Origin of the sequence: Campylobacter mucosalis, from assembly GCF_013372205.1 — a bacterium.
GTDB classification, from domain to species: domain Bacteria; phylum Campylobacterota; class Campylobacteria; order Campylobacterales; family Campylobacteraceae; genus Campylobacter_A; species Campylobacter_A mucosalis.
Genome location: NZ_CP053831.1, coordinates 296,652 through 312,941, shown reverse-complemented (window position 1 = coordinate 312,941; position 16,290 = coordinate 296,652). Strand labels below are relative to the sequence as shown.

The window sequence follows — 16,290 nt, the reverse complement described above, 5'->3', positions numbered from 1 at the left end:
TCCTTAAATAAATAAAGATAGCATTATACCCCCCCCCATTAAAAATAAGCTTAATTTTCTAAATATTTTATTAACATATCAGCTACATTTACACTATCAAATTTTAACGCTCTTTCGTAGGCTTTTGCTTCGTATTTTAGGCGAATTTTTGGATTTTCTAGCACATTTTTCATCGCTTCTAGCATAGCATTTTCATCATCTACGCCTACTAAAATTCCCCACTCATCATCGCCTAAAAGCTCCCTTGCACCGCTTTTGTGATCGGTTGAGATTATCGTTTTTTCACACGCTAACGCCTCAATAAGCACGTTTGAAAAGCCCTCAAAACGCGATGCACAGAGCAAACACTTGCTGTTTTTAATGTGCCTAAACGGATTTTTATCCACACCTAAAAGCTTAACTCGCTTGCTCACACCAAGCTCATTTATGAGATTTTCTAGCTCGTTTTGCAGGGGACCTTTGCCTAAAATTGTAAGCGTTGCGTTTGGGATTTTTGCTACCGCTTTTATTAACATCGCTTGATTTTTACCGCTATCAAGCCGTCCGATATTTATAAAAAACGGCACAAAATCGCTAATAAATGGCTCATTTTTCATCTCATTTATGGCGTTTAAATTTAGTGCATTTGGCAAAACAGCAACTTTGTCCTTGCTAATACCAAAATTTAGCACCAAATCATCGGCGTTGCCCTTTGCATTTGCTAAAATAAGATCCGCTTTTGGGTATAAAAATTTAACAAAAATTCTGTTAAATACCCCACTTACGCCGTGTTTGTAAATCACTGACGGACAGCTTCGCTCACTTATTACCATTCGCCCTTTTAGCCCTAAAATTCGTGCTATTAGTGCTACATAGCAAGGGCGGTTCATCAGCACAAAATGGGCGTTAATGCCTAAATTTTCACATAACTTTTTATATTTTAAAGCCAAATTTGGCAAGGCAAAGGCAAGGCGAAATAGCTTTTTAACACCGCTCTCATAAGGGTCTGAGTTTTCTAAAAAATGTAGTTTTACTTCTGGTGGGATTTCATAGGCGATTACTCTACTTAAAAGCACCAAATGCACCTCATATTTTTTGCTTAAAAACGGCAATAAATTTGATACAACTCGCTCAGCCCCGCCCGGACCCATTGAGTATAAAAATACGGCTAATTTTTTCATCAAATGCCCTTTACTACGCTATTTACAAGCTCTTGCCACTTTAAAAAAATTTTATCCACGCTAAAATCTGCCACACTTTTTTTTGCGTTTAAACCAAGAGTTTGTGTTAATTTTTCATCATTTAAAAGCGTGGCTAGGTGCGTACTTAACTCATCATCGTTTTCACACTCAAAAACAAGGGCGTCCTTGCCGTTAATAACCAGCTCTCTTGCTCCTGCTGTGTCGCTACAAATCCTAGCACAGCCAAAATTTGCAGCCTCAATTAGCACATTTGCAAAGCCCTCGCTACGTGAGCTAAGCACAAAAATTTTTGCCCTTTCATAAAGCGTGGCAAGATCGGTTTGATGACCTAAAAACTTAATATCAAGCTCCAAATCATCTGCTAGTTTTTTTAAATTTTCACGCTCTCTGCCATCACCTGCAATGGCGATTTCATAGCCATTTAGTAGCGTTTTAATCTTGCTTAACGCCTTAAAAAATATGTCATAACCCTTTACAAACTCTAACCTGCCTACGCTTAAAATGAGATTTTGTTTTTTGGGGTTTTCATTTGGCTTTAAAGATAGCGGATTGTGTAAAATCACGCAGTTTTTTACAAATTTATAATACTCTAAATCGGCTTTATTTAACACACTTAATGCACTAACTCTGCGGTAAGCAAGATCTCTAATAGATCTAAATTTGGGGCTTTTTAGGTAATCGTGCGAGTGGTGTTCGGTGGCAATTAGTTTGTAGTTTAAGCCAAAATTTGCCACCACGCAAAGGACATTTGTCCAGTCAATAAAGCTAATAATTACTCCCGGATTTATGCTTTTAAAAGCGTTTCTTAGGGCTAAAATTTTGCCGATTTTGCCTTTTTTTGCGTTTAAATTGTGAAAAATTATACTTTTATTAAACTCATAAAAACCCAAATTTTCATTTTCTAAAAGCAAGATATGAACTTCGTTTTTTTTACTAAACTCATTTGCCGCAACACTTAAAACTCGCTCCGCACCGCCATTTCTAAGGGCTGCTATGACAAAAAGCATTTTCATTTTATAAGAGCCTCCCATTTTTTTGCTATCTTTTCTAGCTCAAACTCGCCAAGCCTTAGCCTTGCATTTTTGCAAATTTCACGTCTTTTTTGCTCGTTTTTAAGAATATCTTTAAGTGCTAAAACACCGCTTTTTTCATCATCAATTAAAATGCCGTCAAATTCGTTTGTAATTAACTCACAAGCACCGCTTGTTTTGGTTGAAATTCTAGCAACTTCATAGTTTATAGCTTCAATTAACGTATTGCCAAGCCCCTCAAAAATAGAGGTTGAGATGATAACTTTTGCACTCTCATAAAGTTTGTCAATCTCTTTAACATTACCTAAAAATTTCACATTTTTTGCCATTTTTTCTAGATTTTTTCGCTCTATCCCGTCTCCGGCTACGATAAATTCGCACTCATCATCACTAAAATGCGAAGCGATTTTTACAAACATTTGGCAGTTTTTTAAGGGGATTAAGCGACCTACAAAGATTACTAAATTTTGCTTTTTAGGCTCAAATTTAGGTGGTTTGCTAAAATTTGGATTATAAATTACACTAACGTTTTTTACAAATTTATCGTAGTAATTTTTATCAGCATTTGTAAGCACAGCTAGGGCGTGAGCGTGTGGATAGAGTGCCTTTTTTAGGGGCTTTACCCACCAAGGCTTTGGTGCATTAAAGCTCGTGTGTTCGCTAATAATTATCTTTGTTTTTAGCCCAAAAGCACTAAATAAAACCAAAAAATTCGTGCTATCTAAAAATGAGATGACAGCGTCAAAATCGCTATTTTTAATCAAATTTCTAATGGCAAAAATTTTAAAAAACCGCTTTTTAAGATTGCCAAAAAGCCCTAAATTTTGCGTAGTTAGGTTTAAATTTATAAGATTTACACCGCTGTTTATCTCATAAAATGGTTCGTTTTTATCAAATTTGGCTAGACTAACGCTGTGAGTTTTGCAAAGCTTACTTGCTAAAAGCGTGCAAACTCGCTCAGCACCGCCACTTTTTAGGGTTGAGATGATAAGTAAAATTTTCATATCTTAAACTTTTGTTTGATTTTAACTCTAATGCGTGAAAGTATCGGCAAAAACACACTTGGCAAAGGGCTAAGCAGTAAAAAAATAAACGCTTCTTTGCTAAATTTTATGCTTAGACTTTTAAAGATACAGCGATACATAAGTGCGTAACATCCAGCAATTTTGGCGTAATAGGCTGCGTTTTTATACTGCATAGCTAAGAATTTTCTTTCGTGTTTTATGGCGATCTCATAGCATAAATTTGCGGTTTTAATGTAAGCGTGAGCGACCTTTTTAGCGTGTTTTATGGCATTTTTTGTGGCACTATCGGCGCGGTTTATGCGGTAGATATAAAGTGGTGTTTTGTGATAAAAAACGGGACTTTCAAAAAAACGTATGTAAAGCTCATTTTCACCACCAAAACTAGCCTCGTCAAACCTAAAATCATCTATAAATTCACGCGAAAATAGCTTAAAATACTCACCGCTAATACGTCCGCAGTGATAGTCAATTTTACTCATCTCACAGCTTATTTTATACGGATTTTTGCCTGAAATTTTATTGGTTATTACGCCGTTTTCTTCGCAAATACAATCGGCAAATACGCACTTATAGCCCATTTTTATAAATTTCACGCACTCTGAAATTGCGTTTAAATAAAGCTCATCATCATCATCAAGCAGACAAACATAATCACCAGTGGCTGCGTCAAATGCGTTGTTTTTATTGCCATTTGGGCTTTGTGCGTGGGTTTTGTTTGTGATAACTTTTAGCCTTTTATCCGTTATGGATTTTAAATACTCGCTCGTATCGTCCGTGCTGTTATCATCGCTAACAATAATCTCTAAATTTTCATAGTCTTGATTTAAAGCTGAATTTAGGGATTTTTTAAGTAGTTCAACTCTGTTAAATGTTGTGATTAAAATGCTAATTTTCATTTTTTAAAAATCCGTTCATATCCAAAAAACACGGTCTCAAGCCTTGAAAAAAGTAAAAATTTTAAAGTCGCCAAATACTCTTTAAAGCCGATTTTATAAAGTGCTGTTCTATCAAGTCTTTCGCCTTCTAAATTTGAGGTGCTTAAATCGGTTGGGTGGGCAAAAATATCGGCAAAATACATTTTTAAGTTATCTTTGCTTAAAAGATAGCTCCACAAATCAGCCGTGCAAGGTGCGTTTTCTTGCGTTTTTAAAAGAGCGGTGGCACTTTGTTTTGTTACAATGTAGCAAGCGGCTCTGTAAATCGAGCCAAATGAGTGTTTTGAAACCAAAAATAGCTCATCTTTTATGCGTTTGCCAAATGCACTAAACCTGCCATCAAGTCCGTCTTGTCCGCCAAGTATTAAGATCGCATCTTTTGGGATTAATTTAGCGTAATCTTCCGCCTTTTTAATGCCAAAATCATCGCCAATTACGTCATCTTCAAAGATTAAGCCAAAATCATCGCCACTTTTTAAAAACTCAGCGTAAGCCTTTTTGTGAGATAAAGCACAGCCAATCTCAGCCGGACTTAATAGCCTTTTATAGCTCATAAAGGATTTTAGAGCGATTTTATAATACTCATTTAGGCTAAAATCTCTAGCATCAACGCCGTTAATGATTTTAAAATTATCATAGCTTTTAAAGCGATTTTTTAGGGCTTCTCGCCTTAACTCATCTTTTTGTAATGAGATTAAATAAACTTGCATTTAACGCCTTTTTAGTTTTGATTTTATGAAATTTATGACTACAAATTGCTCTGATTTAGAAAATAAAAAAACAAGTGATAAAAAATAGCCAAAAACGGCAAAAAGTAGCGAGTAAAACACAAACTCACTCCAAATTTTTATATCTATTTGTGCGTAATTTTTAGCACAAAACATAACGCCTAAAATCACGCTAAAAATGAAAATACAACGCAAAATTGGCGGATAAAATGTGCTGAGTTTTAAGTTTAAATTTAAAGCGGCATTTATCGGATCAAAGATGAAAATTCTAAGCGAGTAAAGCACTACTCCCACGACAACAATGCCGTAAATTCCGTAGTTAGTAAATTTTAAAACGGCAATTTGAGATAAAATCGTGCCAACGCCTAAAATCGTATTTGCCACCGCTGGACGCATTAATTTATTTGTAGCTGTATCAATGTTAAAAAGCGGGAAAACAAAGCTTATTAGTAAAATTGGCACTAGTATAATCATTGAAATTTCATAAATTAGCCCTATTTCGCTTTGGTCTTTAAAGCTAAGCCAAAGTGTGTAAAACTCGCGTCCAAATACGACAAAAACGCAAATTGGAGCGATGATTAAAAACGCCGTTAAACGCACCGAAAAAAACGCCTCTTTTACTAGCAAAGCGGTGTCATTTTTTGAAAAAATCTCTATAAATTTTGGCGTGAAAATCCCGCTAATTTGTGCTACAAAGCTCTCAGCTACAATTGGTGTTGCCTTGCTAACGGCTAAAATCCCGGTCATATTTGCCCCCAAATAGACGTTTGCGATAAAAAGGTCCATACCGGTTAAAAGTATGCGGTTTAGGGCGTTAAAGCTGGTAAAAATGCCTGATTTTAAAAGCGTTTTTATGGCATTAAAGCTAAAATTACTAATGCTAAATTTCAGCTCTGGCGTGATCTTCTTAGCTACCCTAAGTGTGCTAAATAGCACAAAAATTGAAGCAACAAGTGCCGAAATAGCGATATAAGCAATTAGTGGGCGAAATGATAAAAAGAGTAAAAAGATAAGCAGGGCTAGAATTAGGCTTGAAATTGCGTTTCTAATTGAGAGTAAAAAAAGCTTGTTTTTTAAAAAAATCGCCACGCTAAAAATTGCGTTAAAAAGCCCAACGCAAAAATTTAAAAAATAAAACAAAAAAGTAAGCCTAACATCGTCTTTTAAATGCTCTGGCACATCTAAGAAAAGCTCTAAATTTAGGATAAAAACCGAGCTTAAAATCAGCACCAAAATGGTAAAAAAAACGTTTGAAGCGATGACTGATGAGTAGTAGCAGTTTGCCGTTTTCACATCGCCTCTGTGCCACTCGTAGGCGACAAAGCGACCTGCCATTGAGTTTATGGCTAGTGTGATGACGGCTGCGTAGCTTACGATTGCGTTTGTAAGCCCTACAAAGCCGTAAGCTTCGTTTCCAAGGCTCTTTAAGATAAATGGCGTGAGGATAAAATTTATCCCCATTGATACCATAAAAACGATGATTTGACTTACTAAATTTAGTGCCATTAAAGCTTTGCGTCTGCTTTTGGATAGATATTTTTTATATCATAAACGAGCAAATCGCCTAAATCTAGAGTTTTAAACTCATTGTGAGCAACCGCTAAAACAACGCAGTCATAGTCTTTTAGCAAATAATTTTGCACCAAATCAAAGCCGTATTCGTGCCTTACCTCATCGCTGCTAGCCCAAGGATCGCTTACATCAACTACACAGCCAAAATCTTTAAGCTCGTTTATAACGTCTATAACGCGTGAGTTGCGGATATCTGGGCAATTTTCTTTAAACGTAACACCAAGGACTAAAACACGTGCTTTATTGATTAAAATTCCACGTTTTATCATTAGTTTTATGACCTGACTTGCTACGTATTTGCCCATATTATCATTGATCCTGCGACCTGCTAGAATAATTTCTGGGTGGTATCCTAGCTCTTGTGCCTTGTGAGTTAGGTAGTATGGATCAACGCCGATGCAGTGTCCACCAACAAGCCCTGGGCGAAAATTTAAGAAATTCCACTTTGTCGCTGCCGCTGCTAAAACCTCGCTCGTGTCAATGCCAAGACGCTCAAAAATCATCGCAAGTTCGTTCATAAATGCGATATTTATATCTCTTTGCGTGTTTTCAATGACCTTTGCAGCCTCAGCAACCTTGATAGAACTAGCCTTATACGTCCCTGCTGTGATTACTGAGCTATAAATTTCATCTACTTTATCAGCAATTTTTGGCGTTGAGCCACTTGTGATTTTGCGTATTTTTGTCACGGTATGCTCTTTATCGCCCGGATTTATCCGCTCTGGTGAGTATCCGCAGAAAAAATCAATGTTAAATTTCAGCCCACTTTGCTCTAAAATCGGCACACAAATCTCTTCTGTAACGCCCGGATAAACAGTGCTTTCATAAACCACGATATCGCCCTTTTTTAGCACTTTTGCGACACTTTGACTAGCTTTTATAACTGGTGTAAGATCTGGGCGATTGTTTTTATCAATCGGCGTTGGCACGGTTACAATGTAAAAATTGCAGTCTTTAATGTCGTCTAAATTTAGGCTAAATTTTATGCCGTTTTGCAAAGCTGTTTGCATTTGCGTCTTATCAAGCTCTAATGTGCGGTCAAATCCGCTAACAAGCTCATCTATCCTTGCTTTGTTTATATCAAAGCCTACTACTTCGTATTTTGCACTAAATGCGGCTGCCAGGGGCAAGCCGACATAACCTAACCCGATAATACCAATTTTCATTCTAATCCTTTGCACGGCTTGTCTTGCTTTGCTATGCTTCGTTGTATTTGAAATTTCGCTCTCTCACGTATAGTTCATACGCTCGGTCGCTAAATTTCAAATCCGCCTAGCCTAGCTTTGCAATACTTTGCCTTTATTTTTAAATTCACTAAAATTCATGGCTCGTTTCGCTTCGCATTACTTCGTTAGACTTCGCTTCACGCTTCGGTCACTACCTAAATGGTAGCTCCCTTGCGTTTGCTTGTCTGTCTTGTCCTGCTGTGCGACACTTCGCCTTTTTATATTTTTATTTTGCTTAAAATTTGGCCTGTCTTGTGAGCTGATACTGCGTTGTATTAACCACTTTTCACTACGGCTTAAAACGCTAATTTATAGCGTTTTAATCTGCCTTCGCTCACGTATTAAATAATACGCTCCGCTTTAAATTGCCCCTTCGCCTTGTCTAAACTCACAATACTTCGCCTTTGTTTTTAAATTTTACTAAATTTCACAGCTAGTTTCACTGTGTGACACTTTGCCTTTTAAAATTTTATTTTTTGGCGTTTTTAAAATTCGCCATTTTCTCTCACACCAATTTGATAATACTTAAACCCATATTCGCTTAAAATTTTAGCGTCATATTGATTTCTGCCATCAAAAATCACGGCATTTTTAAGACGCTGTTTTATCTCTAAAAAATCAGGCGACCTAAACTCACTCCATTCGGTTACTAACGCCAAAGCATCGGCGTTATTTAGAGCGTCATACTTATTTTTTGCATATTTTACGTCGCTGTTTGGTAGATATTTTTTAGCCTCGCTAACTGCCTTTGGATCGTAAGCAACCACGTTTGCACCTGCGTTTTGCAATAAATTTATTAAAGTAAGCGAGCTAGCCTCTCTCATATCATCAGTATTTGGCTTAAACGCAAGTCCCCAAAGTGCTATAGTTTTGCCATTTAAATCGCCACTAAAAAAGCGGTAAATTTTATCAAAAAGCACCCTTTTTTGAGCCTTGTTTCTACTCTCAACGGCATTTAAAATGCTAGGCTCAAAGCCGTTTTGCTTAGCGGTGTAAATGAGCGCTTCAACGTCTTTTGGAAAGCAACTACCGCCATATCCACAACCCGGATAAATAAAGCTATAACCAATACGCGAGTCGCTACCTATGCCCTTACGCACTAAATTTATATCAGCTCCCACAAGCTCGCAGATATTTGCCATTTCGTTTATAAAACTAATTTTAGTCGCTAACATTGAATTTGCAGCGTATTTTGTCATCTCAGCTGAGCGGACATCCATACAAATTAGCCTATCGTGATTTTTCATAAACGGCGAGTAAAGCTCACGCATAACGCCAAATCCCCACTCGCTTCTTGCTCCGATAACCACCCTATCTGGCTTTAAAAAGTCCTCCACAGCCGCACCCTCTTTTAAAAACTCTGGGTTTGAAACCACTTCAAAATTAATCTGTAAATTTCGCTTTTTTAGCTCGTTTGCAATGACCTCGCTTACCTTATCAGCTGTGCCAACTGGCACCGTTGATTTATCTACGATAATTAGGGGATTTTCTAAGTTTTCTCCTATACTTTTTGCAACATCTAAAACATATCTTAAATCAGCCTGTCCGTCCGCTCCCATTGGTGTGCCAACAGCGATAAATAGGGCTTTTGCATTTAAGCCGTCCTTTAAATCGGTGCTAAATTTTAAAGTGCCGTTTGCCACGCACTCTTTTACAATCTCGCTAAGTCCTGGCTCATAGATTGGGATTTCGCCGTTTTTTAGGCGTTCTATCTTATTTTTATCAATATCAATGCAGGTTACTTCATTGCCCATTTTTGCAAAACAGGCACCGCTTACTAAACCAACGTAACCAGTGCCAACAACTGAAATTTTCATAATTTTTATCCTTTTTAATTTGGCTTGTCTTGTGAGCTGATACTGTGTTGTATTAACCACTTTTCGCTACGGCTTAAAACGCTAATTTGTAGCGTTTTAAATCTGCCTTCGCTCACGTATTAAATATACGCTCCGCTTAAAATAGCCCCTTCGCCTTGTCTCTGAGCTTCACAATACTTCGCCTTTAGCTTAAATTTTTACTAAATTTACAGCTCGTTTCGCTTTACGACACTTTGCCTTTTTAAAGTTTTGTAATTTTACTCAAATTTTGTTAAATTTTCTTCTCCCACTCAAGTGCGGTTTTGACAATTAATTTTAAATCATCAAATTTTGGCTTCCAGTCGGTTTTTTCTCTTAATTTATTTGAATTTGCTATTAAAATCGCTGGATCGCCCTCTCGCCTTGGGGCGTCTATAACGCTAAAATTTACGCCACTTACAGCCTTTGTGATTTCAATTACTTCAAGCACAGAAAAACCACGTCCATAGCCTACGTTAAAGGTTTCACTCTCATTTTTGTTTATGTAGTTTAGTGCCGATATATGGGCATTTGCAAGGTCGCAAACGTGTATATAATCACGCACACAAGTGCCGTCTTTTGTGGCATAATCCCTACCAAAAACGCTCATTTGCTCCCTTTTTTTAAGCGCGGTCTGGACAGCTACTTTTATTAAATGCGTGGCGTTTGGATAGTTTTGACCGATTGTGTTATCAATACTAGCCCCTGCAACGTTAAAATAACGCAAAATGGCGTATCTAAAATTAGAATTTGCGGCAGCAAAATCCTTGATGATTTGTTCGCTCATCAGCTTTGAATGTCCGTAAGGATTTATCGGATTTGTTAGGCTTGTTTCGTTTACTTCGGCGGTATTTGGCTCTCCATAAACGGCAGCCGTGGAGCTAAAAATAAAGCGATTTACGCCGTATTTTTGGCAGTAGGTTAAAATTTTTGCCACATTTGCGGTGTTGTTTAGGTAGTATTTTAGCGGATTTTGGGTGCTTTCAAAGACTTCAATAAAGGCCGCAAAGTGGATAATCGCATCAAAGTTGCCATTTTTAAAAATTTCGTCCAAATCGTCTTCTAAACTAAGATTAAAAAACGAAAAATCTGCAATTTTTTTAAGCTCATTTATGGCGTTTAAACTGCCTTTGCTTAGGTTATCAATCACGCTAATTTTATGCTCTTTAAGCTCTAAAAGTGCCTTTAAAACGTGCGAACCGATATAACCAGCCCCACCGGTAATTAAAATATTCATTAATTAATCCTTTCTAAAACGCAAAAATATTGGAAATCGTGGCAGACCTTTTGCCGTGAGATTTTGATATTTATATGTGATTATTTGTCCGATTTTTGGCGGATTTACCCTGTTAAAGTCGCTAAAACCTGAGCCGATTTTAAACGTTTTAGCTGTTTTTAAATCTTTGCAACTAACGCTACCCATAACATCTTTAAATTTACCACTACCTTTATTTATGCCTACCACTTCGCACTCAGCGTCAAAAAATGGCTTAAATTTCAGAGCATTTTTGCTTCGCTTAAACTCATAAGGTGCGTTTGGCTCTCTTAAAACCACGCCTTCATAGCCTAAATTTAGGGCATTTTGATAAAATTTCATCAGTTCATTTTTATCTTTTATGGGCGTTTGTTTTATGATTTTTACGATATCATTTTCGCTTAAAACGCTAAGCCTTTCTAAAAGTCCGCCCTTTGCCTTTGGCACGTCAAAAACGTTGTATGTAATCTCGCTCCAAGCCTCTAAATTTGGGCTTTTATCCATTATGATTGACTGAGTTTTTTCAAATTCGGCGTTTTTTAAAAACAGCTCCCCATCAAGCTCAAATGGCGGTAAATTTTTGATAAATTGTGCTGGGGCGTTTATGATTTTGCCGTTTCTTGAGAGCAGATTTTTTCCGTCCCAATAAGCCCTAATGCCGTCAAGCTTGTAGCTAACTAGCCAGTTGCTTATATTTTGGTCTTTATAGACGCTAAGCCCTAAAAATTCGCCGAAGCAGAGGTTAAAAAACAGCAAAAACGCTACAAAAAATCTCAAATTTTAACCCCATAAAAATCGCAATACCACTCAATAAACCTTGCTACGCCGTCATTTACGCTCGTATTTGGCTTGTAGTCAAAGTCAGCCACCAAGTCGCTAACGTCTGCAAATGTAGCAGGGACATCACCTGCTTGAAGTGGTAAGAAATTTTTATCAATCTCACGCCCGATTTTAAGCTCAATAGCCCTAATATACGACATTAATTCAACTGGATTGTTGTTGCCGATATTATAAATTTTAAATGGTGCTGATGATGTAGCTGGGTCTGGATTTAGCCCACTCCACTTAGGATTTTTTCGTGCTGGATTATCAATACACTTAATAATGCCTTTTACAATATCATCAACATAGGTAAAATCTCGCTTCATCTTACCGTGGTTAAAAACGTCTATTTTCTCGCCATTTAAGGCAGCTTTAACAAACAAAAATAGTGCCATATCAGGGCGACCCCAAGGTCCATAAACGGTAAAAAACCTAAGCCCAGTAGTTGGCACACCAAAAAGGTGGCTGTAAGTGTGAGCCATCATCTCATTGCTTTTTTTACTTGCAGCATAAAGGCTAATTGGGTGATTTACCGCTTCGTGGGTTGAAAACGGCATATTTTCATTAAGTCCATAAACCGAGCTTGAACTTGCATAAACTAGGTTTTTTGTGCCATTGTGGCGACAATTTTCAAGGATATTTAAAAAGCCAGTGATATTGCTGTCAATGTAGGCTTGTGGGTTAATTAGCGAGTATCTAACCCCGGCTTGTGCGGCTAAATTTACCACGACGTCAAAATTTTGCTCTTTAAATAGCCTTTTTAGCGTGTCGGTGTCGGCCAAATCGGCTTTGATAAAGGCTAAATTTGGCTTAGTTTTTGAGCGGATTAATTTTTTCTCATCAATCTCACTCACATCAAATCCAGCGTTTTTAAGCCGTGCAAATTTTAAATTTACATCGTAATAGTCGTTTATATTATCAAAGCCAACAACCTCGTCGCCACGCTCCGTGAGTGCATTTGCAAGATGAAATCCGATAAATCCAGCCGTGCCAGTTACTAAAATTTTCATAATTGTCCTTTAAATTTGGTAGATTTTAACCAAAAAACTATAAATTTTAGTTAATTTTGACAGATTTAGGGCGCTTTAAACACCCTAAAAGTCATCTTAAAGGATTTAAAAGCTTTGCTATACTTGGCTTAAAATCATTGTGTGTAAGCACAAATATACTATCATCCTTTATCGCAAGTGCTGAAATATCGCCGATTTGTGGCATTTCGTAGGCATCTATAACCTTAGCAGTAGCCAAATCAATAACTAAAAGGGTATTATAGTTTTTGGAGTAGGCTAAAAATTTGCCATCCATTATATCGCCCGCTGTTATGTAGTAGTCTTTTAAATCTCTGCTATCTTTTAGCGTTAGAGCCGAGCTTATCACACTTTCACTACTTAAAAGCCTATCTTTTATATCCACTTTTATAAGGATTTGCCCTTTTACCTTATCGTTTGGCACGCTTATCATATACATATATTTGCCATCATTAGCAAGTGTCAAAACGTATTGTTTTTTAGCTCTAATAGTTAGCAGTGCGGGACGGTCGCGATACCAAGGCATTTCAAGTCCGCCACTCGTTTGTCTAAATGAATTCCACTCTTTGTAACTATCTACCTTATCTTTTGGCACCTTTTTAACGGCAAAAATGGTTTTATTAAAGCCAGTAGTAACCAACATATCATCAATAAACGTAGAAGCTACTGCTTTTTGGATATTTCTGCCATTTGGCTTATCAATAACAGCGTAGTCGGTTTTAGTAAAATTCTCATCTAAAAAGTATATGCCACCTTCGGTGTTTGATATGGCAAAAGTACCGTCATTTTTATTATAAGCAAGTCCAGAAGCTACACCCTTGCCTAGAAAACCCTTTGGCTCAAAATCTAGCTCAATATTTTTTTCTAACACTAAGGCTGGTTTTAAATTCGCAAATGCACCATCTTTAGCATTATTATTAAATTTTATACTTATTTCGTTGTTTTCCCCTGCGATAAATGGCTTTTGCACGACATTTGAGCCAACAAAAGAAAATGGTTTGCTAAGTCGCTTCCAAACACCACTGCTCCAAGTGTTATTTAGGCTAATTCGCTCGGGGTCGCCTTTGCCTGAGTATGGTGGATAACCAGCCGAAATTAGTGCTTGAATGGCGTTTGAAAATACAACAATAAGGCTAATCATAATAACAAATTTAGAGTACAAAGATAGCTTTTTAACCCTAGTATCAGTGCGAGAAATGTCAGCTGCCACAACACTATCCTTGGCAAAAAACATAAAAATTCCCATAACGACAACAACTACCCAAAAGACCAAAATCCCCCAAGTGTATGTGTGTGCGCCAAAAATATCGCCACCAAAACCCATCCCAACATCTCTATAAACACTAAAACTAGAATGGCGAAGCGTCATAAACATCCCATACGCCGCACTAAAAAGTATCATCGCTACATACCTAGCTTTTAGTCCATATCTTAATATCAAAATACCGGCACAACCGACAACAACCATGCCCATTCTTTCCCACCAGCAAAGCGTGCAAGGACCTTCGCCGATAACATAACCTAAATAGAAATTTGCGATACCAACTGGGATTGCAAGCACCAAAAGCACAGCTGTAGCCATAACAAAGTCAAAATTTTTCTCGGTCAAAATTTTCATCTTAGCTCCTAATACGCCCCATAAGGCAAAAGTGAAGCCCAACTAGCTATAAAAAACATGCCAAAGCAAATAATAGTTCCAAGTAAAAATGCGCCATACGCAAATCGCTCGTTCTCTGGCTTTAAAAGCACTATCAAAATGCAAATGCCAAAAAATAAAAAGCCTAAGAATTCCATTCTGTCCTCCTAGTTTTTAAGAATTCATAATTTCAAATAATAGCTCTTTTTGACTTATAAAAAATTAAAATTGAAAATACTACTCATAATCTATATTAAGTTATAAATCAATCCTCACCCTTCTATGCTCATGCTCTTGCTTAAAACATTTTTACTAAGTGATTTTGGACTAAATTTTAGATAAACCCACAATCGTATCAGTTGCTAAAAATTTTAGTTAGTTTTTACCCCGTTTGGTATAATTATCTCTTTTAAAACCCTGTCTTCTTCTTTTATTCTTATAAATAAAATAACTAAATAAATAGGCATAATAACTATAAATGATACTTTTGCGTGGCATAGCATTGCAAGTCCAATTAGTTCAGGCAATATATTTAGGTAATAATTCGGGTGCTTAACAACCTTAAAAAGCCAGTGTGGATTATACTTGTGGTTATTTGCAACCATTAACTTAACAGTCCAAATACCCTTTAATAGATAATTTACAATGTAATAAAGCATTAAAAATGCAAACACGATAAGAAAAGTACCAGCTAACGAAACGCCATCAAATACTTGCTTTTGCATAATAGCCTCTATTAAACAACCAAGATAGAATAATATATGTGCAATTGTAAGCATTTTTGTATTTTTTACACCATACTCAACACCACCATTTTGAAGAATTAAACTCTCATTTTGTTTTGAAATTTTTAAAAATCCAAGTCTCAAAATAAAGATAGAAACGACTAAAACATACACCAAGTAATCCACTACGACATCCTTTTTTTAAATTTTAAAGCGCCTGATTATAGCAAAGTGATACTTATACACCAATAAATCATTCACTCATCATCTAAATTTATCTCTGGCAAATCATCGCTAACCTCTTTTTGTTTCGGCTTTGACGATATGTTTGCTCCTTTTTTTATGGTGTTTGATAACCCCATTTTTTCTAGCCTCTCCTCAAGCTCGTTTATAGACATCTTTTGACTTGGCAAATCATCAACACTGCCAAAATTAGAATTTTCATAATCATCGCTCTTTAGTCTAGTAAGCTCAAGCCTGACAAACTCGCAAAAAACGCTAGTGTAGCCACGATGTTGACAGTTTTTGGCCAGATAATCGCTCATCGTGCCTAAAAAAGTGGCGTAGTCAGCAGGTGTAACGTTGCCACGTAAAAGCTCATATTTTAAAAAGAGCCAATATGTATTTAGCACGTCAGATTCGCAGTATTCGTTGATCTTCTCAAGCTTACTCTCATAAAAAAGCTCTAAGACCTGATCTCCGCTCACATCGTATTTACCTGGCAAATTTAAAGCCGAGCAAAGCGTGTCAAGCTTTAAGCCACGAACCGAGCCAAAATCGCTGATATGATCAAGCAAATCAATGTGAAAACGCCCATCATATCGACTTCTGTAATTCTCCCACTTATTTTTATTTAGCTCTTTATTGTCAACTTCAAAATAAGCATCTGCCGTAAGGTTATAACGCATTGCACGCACCATTATCATCGGCAAATCAAAACCACGACCATTAAAGCTTACAAGGCGTGGATTGTGCTCGTTTATAAAATTTATAAATTTAGTCAAAATTTCACGCTCATTCTCGCCCTTTAGCGTGCTTACACGGATAAATCTGCCATATTCATCAGCCATTACCGCCGAGATCGCAACAACCTTATGAAAAGCCACCGGCAAAAATTCGCTCCCAGTTAAACTTTTTTGATACTCAAATGCCTCTAAGCTAACCTCTAAATCATCGCCACTAAAACCATAAACTTTTCGTAATAAATTAGCGTCAGGTATCGTCTCGCAGTCAAAAACGCAGATATAGCCTTTTGCCATTTTAAGCCTTTTTTAGTCAAAATTTTATAAAA

15 protein-coding genes are annotated in these 16,290 nt (G+C 36.9%); all 15 read right to left on the bottom strand.

Annotation, left to right across the window (positions count from 1 at the left end; genetic code table 11):
• Nucleotides 1–50: 50 nt before the first annotated feature.
• A complete protein-coding gene (gene pglJ / locus CMCT_RS01585) occupies nucleotides 51–1,160 on the bottom strand; it encodes an N-acetylgalactosamine-N,N'-diacetylbacillosaminyl-diphospho-undecaprenol 4-alpha-N-acetylgalactosaminyltransferase (protein ID WP_034969439.1) in 1,110 nt (369 codons plus the stop codon).
• Nucleotides 1,160–2,194, bottom strand: a complete 1,035-nt coding sequence (locus CMCT_RS01580) for a glycosyltransferase (RefSeq protein ID WP_034969529.1) — start codon at nucleotides 2,192–2,194, stop codon at nucleotides 1,160–1,162. The genes pglJ and CMCT_RS01580 overlap by 1 nt, the downstream gene beginning before the upstream one ends.
• A complete protein-coding gene (locus CMCT_RS01575) occupies nucleotides 2,191–3,216 on the bottom strand; it encodes a glycosyltransferase (RefSeq protein WP_034969437.1) in 1,026 nt (341 codons plus the stop codon). The genes CMCT_RS01580 and CMCT_RS01575 overlap by 4 nt, the downstream gene beginning before the upstream one ends.
• Nucleotides 3,213–4,133, bottom strand: coding sequence for a glycosyltransferase family 2 protein (locus tag CMCT_RS01570; protein ID WP_034969435.1), 921 nt, complete (start codon nucleotides 4,131–4,133; stop codon nucleotides 3,213–3,215). Before CMCT_RS01570 ends, CMCT_RS01575 begins: the two co-directional genes overlap by 4 nt.
• Entirely contained in the window at nucleotides 4,130–4,882 is a 753-nt protein-coding gene (locus tag CMCT_RS01565) for a glycosyltransferase family 25 protein (RefSeq protein ID WP_034969433.1), read from the bottom strand. Before CMCT_RS01565 ends, CMCT_RS01570 begins: the two co-directional genes overlap by 4 nt.
• Nucleotides 4,883–6,406 carry an oligosaccharide flippase family protein gene (locus CMCT_RS01560; protein ID WP_034969432.1) on the bottom strand — a complete coding sequence of 508 codons (1,524 nt, stop codon included), beginning with the start codon at nucleotides 6,404–6,406 and terminating at the stop codon, nucleotides 4,883–4,885. It abuts the gene before it with no gap.
• Nucleotides 6,406–7,638: a nucleotide sugar dehydrogenase gene (locus CMCT_RS01555; protein WP_176324984.1), complete on the bottom strand. Its 1,233-nt coding sequence runs from the start codon at nucleotides 7,636–7,638 to the stop codon at nucleotides 6,406–6,408. The genes CMCT_RS01560 and CMCT_RS01555 overlap by 1 nt, the downstream gene beginning before the upstream one ends.
• A gap of 545 nt (nucleotides 7,639–8,183) precedes the next feature.
• Nucleotides 8,184–9,515 (bottom strand): UDP-glucose dehydrogenase family protein, encoded by a 1,332-nt coding sequence (locus tag CMCT_RS01550; protein ID WP_034969428.1) that lies wholly within the window; start codon nucleotides 9,513–9,515, stop codon nucleotides 8,184–8,186.
• A 271-nt stretch (nucleotides 9,516–9,786) separates the two neighbouring features.
• Nucleotides 9,787–10,770, bottom strand: a complete 984-nt coding sequence (gene galE / locus CMCT_RS01545) for a UDP-glucose 4-epimerase GalE (RefSeq protein WP_176324983.1) — start codon at nucleotides 10,768–10,770, stop codon at nucleotides 9,787–9,789.
• A gap of 3 nt (nucleotides 10,771–10,773) precedes the next feature.
• Nucleotides 10,774–11,565 carry a DNA ligase gene (locus tag CMCT_RS01540; protein WP_034969426.1) on the bottom strand — a complete coding sequence of 264 codons (792 nt, stop codon included), beginning with the start codon at nucleotides 11,563–11,565 and terminating at the stop codon, nucleotides 10,774–10,776.
• Complete coding sequence (locus CMCT_RS01535; protein ID WP_034969424.1) at nucleotides 11,562–12,620, bottom strand: NAD-dependent epimerase; 1,059 nt, start codon at nucleotides 12,618–12,620, stop codon at nucleotides 11,562–11,564. The genes CMCT_RS01540 and CMCT_RS01535 overlap by 4 nt, the downstream gene beginning before the upstream one ends.
• 91 nt (nucleotides 12,621–12,711) lie before the next feature.
• Nucleotides 12,712–14,256 (bottom strand): disulfide bond formation protein B, encoded by a 1,545-nt coding sequence (locus CMCT_RS01530; RefSeq protein WP_034969422.1) that lies wholly within the window; start codon nucleotides 14,254–14,256, stop codon nucleotides 12,712–12,714.
• Between the two features lie 8 nt (nucleotides 14,257–14,264).
• A complete protein-coding gene (locus CMCT_RS01525; protein WP_169753219.1) occupies nucleotides 14,265–14,432 on the bottom strand; it encodes a hypothetical protein in 168 nt (55 codons plus the stop codon).
• 213 nt (nucleotides 14,433–14,645) lie between these two features.
• Entirely contained in the window at nucleotides 14,646–15,185 is a 540-nt protein-coding gene (locus CMCT_RS01520; RefSeq protein ID WP_034969420.1) for an isoprenylcysteine carboxyl methyltransferase family protein, read from the bottom strand.
• Between the two features lie 71 nt (nucleotides 15,186–15,256).
• Nucleotides 15,257–16,258 (bottom strand): 3'-5' exonuclease, encoded by a 1,002-nt coding sequence (locus tag CMCT_RS01515; RefSeq protein WP_034969418.1) that lies wholly within the window; start codon nucleotides 16,256–16,258, stop codon nucleotides 15,257–15,259.
• Nucleotides 16,259–16,290 lie beyond the last annotated feature (32 nt).

Excerpts from the sequence above, each read along its gene's own strand:
- pglJ (WP_034969439.1), bottom strand. The coding sequence starts at position 1,160 with ATGAAAAAATTAGCCGTATTTTTATACTCAATGGGTCCGGGCGGGGCT.
- CMCT_RS01575 (WP_034969437.1), bottom strand. The coding sequence starts at position 3,216 with ATGAAAATTTTACTTATCATCTCAACCCTAAAAAGTGGCGGTGCTGAG.
- CMCT_RS01570 (WP_034969435.1), bottom strand. The coding sequence starts at position 4,133 with ATGAAAATTAGCATTTTAATCACAACATTTAACAGAGTTGAACTACTT.
- CMCT_RS01565 (WP_034969433.1), bottom strand. The coding sequence starts at position 4,882 with ATGCAAGTTTATTTAATCTCATTACAAAAAGATGAGTTAAGGCGAGAA.
- CMCT_RS01550 (WP_034969428.1), bottom strand. The coding sequence starts at position 9,515 with ATGAAAATTTCAGTTGTTGGCACTGGTTACGTTGGTTTAGTAAGCGGT.
- CMCT_RS01560 (WP_034969432.1), bottom strand. The coding sequence starts at position 6,406 with ATGGCACTAAATTTAGTAAGTCAAATCATCGTTTTTATGGTATCAATG.
- CMCT_RS01535 (WP_034969424.1), bottom strand. The coding sequence starts at position 12,620 with ATGAAAATTTTAGTAACTGGCACGGCTGGATTTATCGGATTTCATCTT.
- galE (WP_176324983.1), bottom strand. The coding sequence starts at position 10,770 with ATGAATATTTTAATTACCGGTGGGGCTGGTTATATCGGTTCGCACGTT.
- CMCT_RS01525 (WP_169753219.1), bottom strand. The coding sequence starts at position 14,432 with ATGGAATTCTTAGGCTTTTTATTTTTTGGCATTTGCATTTTGATAGTG.
- CMCT_RS01530 (WP_034969422.1), bottom strand. The coding sequence starts at position 14,256 with ATGAAAATTTTGACCGAGAAAAATTTTGACTTTGTTATGGCTACAGCT.
- CMCT_RS01555 (WP_176324984.1), bottom strand. The coding sequence starts at position 7,638 with ATGAAAATTGGTATTATCGGGTTAGGTTATGTCGGCTTGCCCCTGGCA.
- CMCT_RS01580 (WP_034969529.1), bottom strand. The coding sequence starts at position 2,194 with ATGAAAATGCTTTTTGTCATAGCAGCCCTTAGAAATGGCGGTGCGGAG.
- CMCT_RS01515 (WP_034969418.1), bottom strand. The coding sequence starts at position 16,258 with ATGGCAAAAGGCTATATCTGCGTTTTTGACTGCGAGACGATACCTGAC.